13 protein-coding genes are annotated in these 12,530 nt (G+C 64.1%); 6 read left to right on the top strand and 7 right to left on the bottom strand.

Annotated features, from left to right (window positions below; translation table 11 throughout):
• Nucleotides 1-10 precede the first annotated feature (10 nt).
• Nucleotides 11-1,162 carry an FAD-dependent monooxygenase gene (locus ACVIIW_RS03085; protein WP_456699393.1) on the bottom strand — a complete coding sequence of 384 codons (1,152 nt, stop codon included), beginning with the start codon at nt 1,160-1,162 and terminating at the stop codon, nt 11-13.
• Between ACVIIW_RS03085 and ACVIIW_RS03090 the strand changes: the two genes are divergently transcribed.
• Together ACVIIW_RS03090 and ACVIIW_RS03095 are read left to right on the top strand one after the other, a co-directional pair.
• Nucleotides 1,161-1,718 (top strand): acyl-CoA thioesterase, encoded by a 558-nt coding sequence (locus tag ACVIIW_RS03090; RefSeq protein ID WP_456699394.1) that lies wholly within the window; start codon nt 1,161-1,163, stop codon nt 1,716-1,718. The genes ACVIIW_RS03085 and ACVIIW_RS03090 overlap by 2 nt on opposite strands.
• A complete protein-coding gene (locus ACVIIW_RS03095) occupies nt 1,715-2,563 on the top strand; it encodes an IclR family transcriptional regulator (RefSeq protein ID WP_456699395.1) in 849 nt (282 codons plus the stop codon). The genes ACVIIW_RS03090 and ACVIIW_RS03095 overlap by 4 nt, the downstream gene beginning before the upstream one ends.
• Before the next feature lie 277 nt (nt 2,564-2,840).
• Here the strand turns inward: ACVIIW_RS03095 and ACVIIW_RS03100 are convergent, their stop codons facing one another.
• On the bottom strand, nt 2,841-4,160 hold the full coding sequence (locus tag ACVIIW_RS03100; RefSeq protein WP_456699396.1) for an O-antigen ligase family protein: 1,320 nt from the start codon (nt 4,158-4,160) through the stop codon (nt 2,841-2,843).
• A gap of 262 nt (nt 4,161-4,422) precedes the next feature.
• On the opposite strand from ACVIIW_RS03100, the gene ACVIIW_RS03105 reads away from it, so the two are divergent.
• Entirely contained in the window at nt 4,423-5,451 is a 1,029-nt protein-coding gene (locus tag ACVIIW_RS03105) for a glycosyltransferase family 2 protein (RefSeq protein ID WP_456699397.1), read from the top strand.
• Between the two features lie 35 nt (nt 5,452-5,486).
• Here ACVIIW_RS03105 and ACVIIW_RS03110 read toward each other — a convergent pair whose 3' ends face one another.
• A complete protein-coding gene (locus ACVIIW_RS03110) occupies nt 5,487-6,434 on the bottom strand; it encodes a LysR family transcriptional regulator (protein WP_456699398.1) in 948 nt (315 codons plus the stop codon).
• 250 nt (nt 6,435-6,684) lie between these two features.
• On the opposite strand from ACVIIW_RS03110, the gene ACVIIW_RS03115 reads away from it, so the two are divergent.
• The 3 genes from ACVIIW_RS03115 (at nt 6,685) to ACVIIW_RS03125 (ending at nt 9,048) form a co-directional block, all read left to right on the top strand.
• Complete coding sequence (locus ACVIIW_RS03115) at nt 6,685-7,599, top strand: MBL fold metallo-hydrolase (RefSeq protein WP_456699399.1); 915 nt, start codon at nt 6,685-6,687, stop codon at nt 7,597-7,599.
• Nucleotides 7,600-7,616: 17 nt separating this feature from the next.
• Nucleotides 7,617-8,633, top strand: coding sequence for an alpha/beta hydrolase (locus ACVIIW_RS03120; RefSeq protein WP_456699400.1), 1,017 nt, complete (start codon nt 7,617-7,619; stop codon nt 8,631-8,633).
• Between the two features lie 94 nt (nt 8,634-8,727).
• Nucleotides 8,728-9,048, top strand: a complete 321-nt coding sequence (locus ACVIIW_RS03125) for a hypothetical protein (protein ID WP_456699401.1) — start codon at nt 8,728-8,730, stop codon at nt 9,046-9,048.
• A gap of 100 nt (nt 9,049-9,148) precedes the next feature.
• On the opposite strand, the gene ACVIIW_RS03130 is transcribed toward ACVIIW_RS03125, so the two are convergent.
• The 4 genes from ACVIIW_RS03130 to ACVIIW_RS03145 form a co-directional block, all read right to left on the bottom strand.
• Entirely contained in the window at nt 9,149-9,946 is a 798-nt protein-coding gene (locus ACVIIW_RS03130; RefSeq protein WP_456705072.1) for an adenylate/guanylate cyclase domain-containing protein, read from the bottom strand.
• A 95-nt stretch (nt 9,947-10,041) separates the two neighbouring features.
• Entirely contained in the window at nt 10,042-11,247 is a 1,206-nt protein-coding gene (locus ACVIIW_RS03135; protein ID WP_456699402.1) for an adenylate/guanylate cyclase domain-containing protein, read from the bottom strand.
• A gap of 100 nt (nt 11,248-11,347) precedes the next feature.
• Entirely contained in the window at nt 11,348-11,932 is a 585-nt protein-coding gene (locus tag ACVIIW_RS03140) for a HutD/Ves family protein (protein WP_456705073.1), read from the bottom strand.
• 41 nt (nt 11,933-11,973) lie between these two features.
• The gene (locus ACVIIW_RS03145; protein WP_456699403.1) at nt 11,974-12,525 is read right to left on the bottom strand and encodes a carboxymuconolactone decarboxylase family protein; all 552 of its coding nucleotides are present in this window, start codon (nt 12,523-12,525) and stop codon (nt 11,974-11,976) included.
• Nucleotides 12,526-12,530: the final 5 nt, after the last annotated feature.

The following is a 12,530-nucleotide window of genomic DNA, read 5'->3' on the forward strand; positions in this document are numbered from 1 at the left end:
GTCCTCATCATCACGAATGAACGGGGGTCATTGACTTCGCGTCGTACCGCGCCATGAAGTGCGGCGACATCGCGCGGAGCTGGTCGTCGTCGATTCGACCCGAACGGGTGATGTAGCTGTAGCCGAAATCCAGCGGCGCCAGCTTCATGTGGTCGGCGAAGCGCTCGTACCAGGCTGCGCTGGTCCTTGCGGCCTTGACCAGCTTCTCCACCACAGGGCGGCGCGCGGCCTCATAGTTTTCCAGCGCACGGCGGAGGTTGCCGGGCTCACCGTCGAGTGCATTGACGAGGGCGATGACGTCCTCGAGCGCGAGGCGCGTGCCGGAGCCGATCGAGAAATGCGCGGTGTGGAGCGCGTCACCGACCAGGACCATATTGCGGTGTGACCAGCGATCGTTCCAGAGCCATGGAAAATTGCGCCAGACGGACTTGTTGTTGACCAGGGAATGCCCTTCGAGCGTATCGGCGAACACCCTCTCGCAAAGCGCCCTGCTCTCTTCCTCTGACTTCTCCGCAAAGCCCGCGCGGAGCCAGGTTGCCCGATCGCACTCGACGATGAACGTGCTCATCGTCGGCGAGTAGCGATAGTGATGGGCGTTGAAACAGCCGAAGTCGGTTTCGACGAAGGTCTGGGTCAAGGTTTCGAAGCGCCTGGTGGTGCCGTACCAGGCGAACTTGTTGTGGTCGTAGGACAGCGATGTCGCGAAGTCGCCTTCATGGCTCCGTCGCACCAGCGAGTTCACGCCGTCGGCGGCCACGATCAAGTCGTATCCCGCGAGTTCGTCGACGGAACGCACGAGCTTGCCGAAGTGCAGATTTGCGCCGGCGGATCGTGCGCGCCCGGTCAATTGGGTGATGAAATCGAGCCGGCCGATCGCAGAGAAACCGACGCCGTCGAGCACGACACGTTCGCCGCGATGAACGAGCGCGATGTCGCGCCAGGCCTCCATGCGCGCCGACACGGCCTGCTCCGTTTCCGGATCATCGGCGCGAAGGAACTCCAGCGCCTTGTCGGAGAAGACGACGCCAAAGCCCCAGGTCGCGCCTTCCGGGTTCTGCTCGAAGAGGTCGACGTGGTCCTGGGGATGCCGACGCTTCCAGAGCGCGGCGAAATACAGGCCCGCGGGACCGCCTCCCATCACCGCGATGCGACTGAGCCGCATGACCTTCCCTTCCCTGTTGCGCTTTATTGACCGCTTCTGTTTGCGTATTATGCAACAGATTTCTTTTCATGCAATATATTTCTTGCATATCAGGGAATTAATTTTCTTATATGCAATCAAGCCGGCGCGGCGGGATGCGCCGCGGGAGGATTTCCGGATGTTTGAGACAGCTTTCACGGTCGAGTGGGGCGATTGCGACGAAGCCGGAATCGTCTTTTATCCCAACTACTTCTACTGGCTTGACTGCACCTGGCAGCGCTGGCTGCGGGAGCTTGGCTTGAGCCAGCGGGAGCTCAAGCGCCGCTTCAACAGCGTCACGCCCTTGATCAATGTCGGCGCAAAGTTTGTGGCGCCCGCGAGCTACGACGACGAGTTGACGATCCGCGCAGAGGTGGCCGAGTGGCAGGAGCGGCGGTTTCGAATCGATTACAAGCTGTCGAGCGGAAACGTGCAGATTGCTGGCGGATTCGAACAGCGCGCCTGGGCCTCGGTCACGGATACGGGCGCACTCCGCGGCGCCAGCGTGCCGCAGGAGTTCAAGGATTTGTTGCGATGAAACGGACGCCGGCGAAAGACACCGATGACGAGAGCGGCGGCACGGCCCCCGGCGGCATCCAGGCTCTCGACGCCGCGCTGTCGGTCCTGCGAGTCCTCAGGTCCCTTGATGGGCCGGCGACGCTATCGGACATCGCGCGCGAAGCCGGCATGCCACCGAGCAAGGTGCATCGCTACCTGGCGAGCTTCATTCATGCGGGCCTTGCCGTGCAGAAGGAGCGCTCCGGCCGCTACGACCTCGGCCGCGAAGCGGCAGAGCTCGGTGTTGCCGCCATCAGCCGGAACAACTTCGTCGTCCGCGCCTCCGACGAACTCGAGGAGCTGGCGACGACGACGGGCCAAGCCGCACTGCTGGCCGTCTGGAGCCACAATGGCCCGACCGTGGTCCGAATGGAGCGAGGTCCCCATCTGACGACCACGTCGATCGGTCTTGGCAGCACGTTTCCCTTGCTGGACTCCGCGACGGGACGCATCTTCCTGTCTTACCTGCCGTCTCCACAACTGACCGCGCGGCTGCAAAACGAACTCGAGCGTGCCGCGTCCGTCGGCCTGAGCTGGCCGGATCTCGATCCCAGCCTGGAAAGCGTGCAGTCCCTGACGACGAAGATCCGGCGCGAACGCATCGCCTATGTCGATGGACGTTACATTCCGGGCTTGCTCGCGATCTCATCCGCGATCACGAACTGGCAAGGCGAGATCGAGGTCGCCGTGACCCTGTTCGGCACGCACAGGGAATTACTGCAGCCGGACAGTCCGGCGCGGGCCGCCTTGATCGACTTTGCCTCCCGCCATTCGATCGCCCCACCGGTTCAGCTCGGCAAGCCGCGCGACGCGCGAGCGCGCTAGGCCTAGTGCTCCAATCTCCAGTTCACTTCCACAGACCCACGAGCGGCCAGCAGGAGAACATGAACAGGATGATGAGGCCGCCGACGACAACGGATGGACCATGAGCAATGCAGACGATGTTGCGGACCTGCGGGCAAGGATTCAGGGACGCTTCGACGACGAATACGTCAGAGAGAACGGCCGCTGGCTGTTTTCAAAGCTCGTCCTGACGACCTGGTACATGGTCCCGGTCGAACCAGGTTGGGAAGCCGCAGCCGCGGGCAGGACAGCATGGGGTTCAAGATCTCACGCCAAATCGCGCGAGAAAATGCAAGCCGACGACTGCGACCACGAACATGAACCACATCGGATTCTGGCGGTCGAGCAAGAACGTTTCCGTCGTCCCGTAGTAAAGTCCGAAGAGCCACACCACCAGGCAAAACCGGGCGAGGGATTGGCCGGTGCCACGGCTCTGGACCACGTGGAAATTCTTCAGGGGCGCGCATACGAATATGAGAACGACGAGAATCAACCCCGGCAAGCCGATGGTGACGGCGAGATCGAGGTAGCTGTTGTGGCTGTGGGCCGCAGTGGCCACCCATTCGGACCCCTGCTCGGTCTTCTTGTCCTTGACGCCGTCCCAGAAAGCCGCATAGCCGTGGCCAGCGAAGGGCCTTGCGGCAACCGCGCCCAGCGCGAACTCCCAGACTTCGGTGCGCCCGGTAAAGGTCGTATCGATGGGAAGCGCGTTGGTGAGCGGTGTCAGTTGCGGGATGGCGACGCTGCCGACGGTCAGCAGATTCATCAGAAGTAGCGGCACGAAGCAGATCGCGCATTTCTGCCAGAAGCCCTTCGTTGCCCCGACCACCGACGCCACAGCCCAGACGACCAGGCAAAGCATGCTCGCCGTCTTCCCGCCCGTAAACAACAGGAAGACGGCGGCAAGACCAAGGATTGCCGGTCCGGATAGAAACGCTCCCGCCGAGATCAGATACGCGCCAAAATAAACCAGGATCGCCATGACGGGCGAGGCGACGTTCTTGTGCTCGAAAGTTCCTCGCCAGTCGCCTGCGAGCCCCGGCTCTGCCGCATCAGCTGCATTGTGGACTGAAACACCGGGCGCCAGCATCACCCCGAGATAGCAGAGCAGCAGGAGGCCGATTGCCGCCACCGCGAAGCATAGGTTGAAGGACCTGAGGCTCGGGGGCAGCAGGGGCATCATGACGGCGAGCGACATGACGCTCGCGGTCAAGGCAAATCGCTGCAGCGAGATCGCGGGATTTTCGGAAAGAAGGATATTGAGTGCCATCCAGGCGAGGAAACATAGATGCAGGGGCGTCCAGAGCGTCCTGAAGGCCGCGACATTTCGCGGTACCGACAGCAGCACACCCATCACTGCGAGGACGGCGAAGCAAAGATAGGTGGCGGCGAGCTTGCCCGCGGCATCGTCGATGACGGTCAAATCCTTGAACGGCTCGAGTGTGACCAGCACACAGAGCAAGGTTGCCACGACCACGGCGCAGCGGAGGCAATCGAGGACCTGTAGCTTTGCCAGCGCCGTCCGCACGGCTTCAGCGAAGCCTCGATCGTGCCCGTCAGCCAGTTCGGCGCCTTGCATCCGCGGCGGTTCCTCTCGGTCACGATCAGGGTAAGGACATCGATGGTTACCGCAGCCTTGTTAACCGAACGTCAATTTTTGATCTTTTCGGCGCTGAGCGGATTGAACGGCCCCGGCGATCCGCCGGCCGCGGTCGAGCAACTCCGACCGGGTTTAGCGATCTGCCGCGGTTTGTTAACGAAGCAGTGCGAATTGGCTTCTGCAGAAGGCCTTCCTTGGTAAAATTAGCTGGTCGATCAGTTCAGCGGCGAGGAAAGATGAGATGCAGGTCAGATCCGCGCTTCAGATCAATTTGCATCCGCTGGACGTGCGCCATGCAGTCCACACGCTTCCGCATCAACTCGAAGTATGGGGCGATCAGGTCGATCGCATCGTCTTCACCGTCGACACCAGGCAGAGCAGGAGCGGCCGCTACACCGGCGACGCCTACGAGGAGAGCCGCGGGCGCCTGTTTGCACTGCTGGAGGCCATCGCACGAAAGTCACCGAAGGCGGAAATTTCCGAGGTGGACTATTCGCCGGTGGCGCTGGAGTCCGTGCGGCAACGTTATTTCTCCGAAAGTCGTGCCTATCCGGAAAAGGCCTTCGATGGCGGACCGTTCCATGCCTATTTCTACGGCCTGCTGAAGGCGAACGCGGACTATGTGGTTCATATGGACAGCGACATGCTGTTCGGCGGCGGCAGCCAGGTCTGGCTTGAGGAGGCGATCGGCTGGCTGAAGACGACGCCGGACGCGCTGTTCGCCGGACCACTTCCAGGTCCGCCCCGCGCTGACGGCACACTCGGCGATTTGCATGGAGCGTTCCCGGGGCTGACCGGTATCCAACCGCCCGAGCGGCTCGCCACCGCCTACCCGGCCTACCGCTTCCGCACCGTGAGCACGCGGATCTTCGTTCTCGATCAGAACAAATTCGATGCGTCGATCGGCGCACTGGGCCTGGTCCGTCCCGATCTGCGGCGCCGGCTCCGCGCAAAATTGTTTCGACAGTCGCCACTGACGATGCCGGCCGAGGAGATCATCTCCGCCGCCATGATCCGCAACGGGCTTTCCCGCATAGACCTTCTCGGTTCAGGAGCCGGGCTCTACTCGCTCCATCCACCGTATCGCACGGATAGATTCTATCGGGAATTGCCACATCTGATCGCACGAATCGTGGCCGGCGCCATACCGGACGCCCAGCGCGGCGACTATGATGTCAATTCAAGCATGTTCGACTGGACGGAGGCACTTCGGCAGAAGACCGTCGGCCGCCGCCTTGCCCGCGCCGCACGTGCGCTGCTGTCGAGCTAAGCATCCACACCTCACCTCCCGACGCGCGCTCGCACTCAATTGGCGGCAGCCGCCTGATAGAGGCGGTCGCGCAACCAGGCATGACCTGCGTCCTCCTGGTTGCGCGGGTGCCATAGCGCGAGGATGCGTGCGGGCGGCAGATCGAGCGGCGGAGGGATGAGATCGAGCTCGTGGGCGAAGCGCATCAGAAATCGCCGCGGCAGGGTGCAGATGCAATCGCTGTGCGCAAGGATGACCGGCGCCAGCGCATAGGTCTGGATCGAGACGGCGACGCGCCTGGAGCGGCCGAGCGCGCTCAGCGCGTCGTCGACCAGACCGGCAAAGCCGCCGCCGTCCGCGGAGATCAGCAGATGGTCGAGCTCACAGAACGTGTCGAGATCGAGCGGGCCTGTTCCGCGCGGGTGGCCCTTCCGTTGCGCGGTGAGGAAGCTGTCCTCGAACAGCGGTCGCTGCATCAGCTCGCCGCTGATCCGGTCGGTGCCCGTGACCAGAATATCGATCTCGCCACGTTCGAGACGATCGACGATGTCGGGCGTGGGGTGGACGAGCGCGAGCCGCGTGCGCGGAGCCATCGCCGTTAGCTGCGCAACGAAACCTGGCGCCAGCGTCACGGCCGGATTCTCGTGAATGGCAACGACAAAGGTGCGCTGGTCTCTTGCGGGATCGAAGGCGGCCGGTCCCTCCACCATCCGGCGCAGCCTGCCGAGCACCTCGGCAAGTTCCGTCTGCAGCTCCATGGCCCGCGTCGTCGGCACCACGCCGCGGCCCGCCGCCGCAGGCACGAACAGCTGGTCGGCGAATACCTGCCGCAGCCGGTTCAGCCGGGCCGACAGCGCCGGCTGCCCGATGTTCAGCCGCGACGCCGCGCGCGTGACGTTGCGCTCGCGCAGCAGCGCCTCCAGAGCGAGCAGCAGGCCGAGGTCGATCTCGGCGAGATCGGAATCATCGGCCGGCCGGCCCGGACTGCGTTCGACATCCGCCATCGAGGCATCCTCCGTCTGAGGGCAAACAAGCGCGACCGAATGAGCCGCGAAGAGAAAGGCTTAAGGCCTTCACGCGGCCATGAAAAGGCAGACCGCCGGAAGACCGGATATCACCGGCATCGATGAGACGTATCGAGCCGACCGCCCTCCCGCGAGCGCAGCCCGGCTCGTACCTCACAGCCACGGCGGCAGGTCCGGGACGTCGGCAATCACGCCGCGCCGGGCGCCGATCGAAGCGGAGGACGGCTCAGTGACGAAGACTTATCACATCGGCGATGCAGCCATCACGCGGATCGACGAATTGGCGTTGGCAGCCTTTCAGTTCGACGCGCTCTATCCCGGCGCGGACCCGGAGGCACTGCAGCGCCGGCAGGCGCGGCTCGAGGCAGGTTCATTCGATCCTGCGACCGGCACATTCATCCAGAGTATCCATAGTTGGCTCGTCAAAACGCCGCACCACACGATCCTGATCGATACGGCCACCGGCAACGACAAGAACAGGCCCGACATACCGCCGCTGCACCGGCTCAACGAGCCTTTCCTCGCGCGGCTCGCAGCTGCGGGCATCACGCCTGAAGATGTCGACTACGTGCTCCTCACCCACGTTCACGCCGATCATGTCGGCTGGAACACGAGGCTCGTCGATGGTCGCTGGATGCCGACGTTCCCCAATGCGAGCTACATCTTCTCTCGTATCGAGCAGGCCTATGGCGAGAGCCTGGCTAATGGCGACGAGCCGGCAGCGGATCCCGCATTGGGCCCTGCCCTGCGAAAGCCCGCCGATCGCGTCTATGACGACAGCGTGCGGCCGGTGATCGATGCCGGCCTGGCGCGGCTGGTGACGGTCGATGGCAGCGAGGTCCTTGAGGGAATTTCGTTCACCGCGACGCCAGGCCATAGCATCGACCATGCCTCCATCCGTCTCGTGTCGCGCGGCGAGAGAGCGCTGTTCGCGGGCGACGTGATGCACCACCCACTGCAGGTCTACGAGCCGTCGCTCAATTCCTGCTTCTGCGAATTCCCGGAAGCGGCGCTCCGCTCGCGCAACATCGTGCTCGAAGACGCGGCCGAGAGCGGCGCGACCGTCTTCACCACCCATTTCGCGCAGTCCTCCGCCGGCCGCATCACCCGCAGCGGTGAGCGCTTCGCCTGGCAATTCCTCTGACTGAAAGGAGAATGACGATGGACCAGAACGTTCTTGCACAAGGATACAAACCCGACCTCGTGGTCGAGGATTTCATGATCCCGAGCGACACCGTCGGCATTTCGCTTCACCTTCGCAACAAGCGCGCTAGGGCACAAAAGAGTTTCCCTGCCGAGCGGACCGTCTTGCTGGTTCATGGCGCGACCTATTCCTCGGCAAGCCTTTTCGATGTGCCGCTTGGCGGCCGGTCCTTCATGGATCATCTCGCCGCCCAGGGCTACGATGTCTTCGCGCTCGACGTGCGCGGCTATGGCGGATCGACCCGGCCGCCGGAGATGGACGCGCCAGCGCAGGACTCGGCGCCCCTTGTTCGCACCGATGTCGCGGTGCGCGACCTCGCCAGCGCGGTCGAGCATATCCTTGCACGTCGCGGCATCCCGCGCCTGAATCTCGTCGCGATGTCCTGGGGCGGATCGGTCGCCGGTGCCTATACCGCTGACAATAACGAGAAGGTCCAAAAGCTCGCACTGATCGCGCCGCTGTGGCTGCTGAACGCCCCCGCTCCGATCGATTCCGGCGGCGCGCTCGGCGCCTACCGCAAGGTCCCCGTGCTCGATTTCAGGGAGCGCTGGCTCGCGGCTGCGCCGGAAGCCGCCCGCGTGAACCTGATCCCGGAGGGCTGGTTCGAGCGCTGGGCCGAGGCCTCGCTCGCAACAGATCCACAAGGCAACGCCGGGCGCCCTCGCGTGATGCGCGCGGTGAACGGTCCGATCCAGGATATCCGCGATTACTGGGGCGCCGGCAAAGCGTTCTATGACGCGCATGACATTCGCGTTCCGGTGCTGCTCGTTCACGCCGAATGGGACCGCGACGTGACCACGGCCTCGACCCAGGATTTCTTCCGCTCGCTCACAGCGGCGCCATACCGGCGTTGGGTGGAGATCGGCGAAGGCACCCATATGGTGCTTCTGGAAAAGAACCGTATGCAGGCCTTCGACGCCATCAGTCAGTTCCTGGCCGAGCGCGACACCCAGGGAACTCCGCCATCCAGTTGACGCACCGGATCCAGAACGTCGGTGGAACCGAGCCCGTTGCAGGAACGTCGACGGCGGCGCGTCGTTGGTCCGTGTTCAAAACTGGAGGACGGACATGAAGATCGTTCCAAGCATTGGCATCATCGCGGCGGTCGTCGCGGCGAGTGCGGTGGCAACCCCGAGCTTCGCGCAAGGCCCTGGTCCCTGCACGAGCTCAGGCAGCTACGCCGTCGGCGCAGAGGGTCCCGCCATGAGCGGCGGTCAGTTGATGGCCGGCGTGGGAGATTGTCGCCACCACCGCCACGCAAGGTGGCGCGACAGCTACGGCTATTATCAGGCGCCGGCCCGCGGCTATTACGACCGCGGCTACTACGATCGCGGATATGGATATGACGGCCCGGGCGTCACGATCGGCGTTGGTCCCGATCGCTGGTGAGAAGAGAGGAGAGAGGCCGCCGTCAAGGCGGTCTCTTTCGTTGGACGAGGACCGCAACGGGCTTACGGGGCCAGGGTCTTGGCGAGTGGAGAGGCCCCCTTCAACCCTCCACCCGATACAACCGCCACCGCGCCGGCACGCCCTTGAGCTGGTGGCTGCCGTGATCCCTGAGGCGGATCTGGGATTGCGCTGCGAGCAGGTCCTTCACCGCGCTCGAGATCAGGACCTCGCCGGCGCGCGCCTTGGCGGCAACGCGGGTGCCGATGTGGAAGGCGAGACCGACCATCTCGCCGCCGCTGATCGTGTATTCGCCGGCGTGCAGGCCGACCCTGATGTCGAGGCCGAGCGTGCGCACGGCCTTGCGGATCGCGGTCGCGCAATTGATGCCGGCTGTCGGCGCCTTGAAGGTCGCGAGCACGCCGTCGCCGGTCGTCACGACTTCCTTGCCGCGCGACGACTTCAGCTCCTTGCGGACCGCGGCGTAATAGAGGCCCATCACCTTGGTCCAGCGCGCATCGCCGAGCTTGGCGGCCTTTGCCGTGGAGCCCACGATGTCGACGATCAGGATCGTGGCGAGCGCCTGCTTGAGCTCGGCGCTGCCATTGGCGGATTTGCGCCGGGCCACGATGGCACCGCTTAGCGGTTCATAGTCATGGCTGCGCCGTCGCGCGATCGCGGACTTGGTGTAATCCCTGGCGCGCTGCGCGGTACCGCAACGGATCGTCTTCTCCTGCGGCAGATGCGTCCAGTAAACCTTGCGGCTCTTGCCTGCGCCCTGAACCTCGACAGCGCCCCATTTCAGGAACACCGCCGAGCCGACCCGCCGCACACACCACGCCTTCGACGTGTATCCTGATACGTTCGACTGATGAAGACCGATGCGGAGGAATTTGGGCATGAGCTTGCGGGCCAACCGCTGGACCATTCTGCGGACCTGGAGCGTAGTTGGACGCTCGCGCCTTGGCAACAGCGCGCGCCTGAGCAGTGCTGCCGTTACGCCCCCGCGCCGGCCTCAAACGCAAACAGCTCGATCGGCTCGCTGAAGCCGCGGACGGCGTGCTGGCCGACTCGCTCGAGCGCAAACTCCGGCGTGACGAGTTCGGCAAAGTCGCGCGACAGCAGCACCGGCTTGCCGACCTGCTTGGTGAGCGCCTCGAGCCGCGAGGCCATGTTGACGGCGGGACCGATCACGGTGAAGTCGAGCCGGCTGGTCGAACCGATATTGCCGTACATGACGTCCCCGACATGGACGCCGATGCCGTAGTTCAGCGGCGCACGACCCGTGCCCTGGTTGCGCTCGTTCAGCGCCGCCATCGCCTGACGGGCCTCGGTGACGGCGCGCAAGAGATTGGCACAGGCCTTGGGCTGGCTGAGCGGAAAGATCGCGAGCAGGCCGTCGCCGATGAACTTCAGGATCTCGCCGCCATGCCGCGCGATCGGCTCGGACATCGCGTCGAAATAATCGTTGAGCAGATCGATGACGTCGTCGCGCGGCCAGTTGTCGGAGATCTTCGTGAAATCGCGCAAGTCGCAGATCATGATCGCGGCGCGCACCGTCGTGCCGGTGCCGCGCCGTGTGGCACCGGCGAGAATCAGCTCACCGGCATGGGACCCGACATAGGTCTCCAGCAGCGTGCGGGCCAGGCGGTTCTTGATGCGGATCTCGCTGACCAGCGCCAGCACCGGCAGCACACTCTTGAGAGCGGCGAGGTGCGAATCGTCGAAACCGCCGGGCCTGTCGGTCGCGAACGTGATGAGATGGCGCTTGCCAAGCGTGTGGTAGAGCGGCCAGGCGACGTAGTCGGTGAGGCCCTTGGCCCGCATCTCGTCATAGAGCGCATGCTTGCGGCCGAGTGCCGGATCGCGTTCGAGATTCTCGCGCACTTCAGTGGCGCCATCGATCAGCTCGTTGGCGGGGCTGCCGATATATTCCGAGCGCTCCCTCACATCGAAGTCGACCCGCCCGATCTCGGCCTCGCGCATGCCGTCGGACCACATGATGCGGGCCCCCAGCCATTGCGGATGCTGGATCTGGACATGAAGCGTCGCCCGCTTGAGGGGAATGCCGGCCTGCTGGAGGCGGATGCACATTTCGGCAAAGATGTTGTCGATGAAGCGCTGGTCGCGCGTGCCGTTGGTCAGCCAATCGACGACGCCGGCGGCATGCGTGGTGGCGGGAATCCTGTCTGGCGCGTTCATTTCCTGGCCTTCATCATCATCCCCGCAGATATCGTGTTCCGGATCGGCCGCGTCAACCTGGCCAGTTGCACGGATTGTTCGCACCCGAAAGGATCGTCACCTAGCCGACCAGCCGGATCGACCCCAGCACAGCCAACCCCGAAACGAGCGTCAACCTGGACGCCGCGGTGAGCTCGAGCTTCAGTGTGCTGCCGCCGGGAATGACAAATGCCTGGCTATCGAGACCAATGCCGCAATCGCCTGATACCGCATAGACCAGATGGGTACCGGCGGTGAGCGGCCGCTCGCAGGGCTCCCGGAGCGCCAAAAGCTCGATATCCGCCGCACCGCGCCGCGCCATCAGATTGACGACCTCGACCGGGCCGGCTTCGAGCTCCGTCACGATCTCCATCTCGCCTGCGAAGCGGACGGTGGTGAACGGTTCGCGCTCGTCGAATTGCTGCCCCGGCGCTTTCAGCACCAGCCCGCGCCCGCCGACCACCATCTGCAGGCGATCGATATCAGGCATGTGGGAGAACGGGCCCGGCGCCACGATCGGCGTGGCAGCAAAGCGCCACAGCAGGCTGTCCCAATCCTTCTCGGTCGTACCGGGCCGATGCGCATCCGCGATATCGGTCAAGATGCCACCACCGTTCTTCCATGGCGAGCGGGTGTAGTCTTCGGATTTCAGCAGCGTGGTTTTCATGTGATCGCCCATGGGAACGAATGCCTCCGTCATCTCAGCGGCTATTTCCTGCCGCTGTCATAGACCTTCATGCCGGCCGCGGGATCGAGATCGGTTTCGGTCGCCTCCGTAACGCGCGCCATCATCATGTAGAAGCCGAGCGTGACGATGGATTCGACGATCTCCTGATCGCTGAAATGTGCGCGAGCAGCCGCGAAGATCGCGTCGGGCACGCGGACGTTCTCGATCACCTCGCGGCCGAATGTCAGCAAGGCTCGCTCCGCCTCGTTCAGCGCTGCGGCACTGTAATCGCCGCGTCCCACCGCATCGACCTGGGCCTGCGTGCAGCCGACGCCGAGCGCGATCGGCACATGCTGGCGCCACTCATAGGCGCCGCCTTCGAGCTGGGCGGCCTGCAAGATCAAAAGCTCGCGGTTGACGGCGGAGAGCTTCTGCTTGTGCAGGATCGAATGGCCGAGACGCATCGCCGGGATCATGTTGGCCTCGGCATGGGCCATCATGCGAAAGATGTTGAGCTTGACCGGCATGCGGTCGAAGGCGGCACGGATGTCGCCGCTCGTCGTCTCCGGATCAATCAGGGGCAGCCTTGCCACGGTTT

The sequence above is a fragment of the Bradyrhizobium sp. USDA 4449 genome, assembly GCF_054056275.1.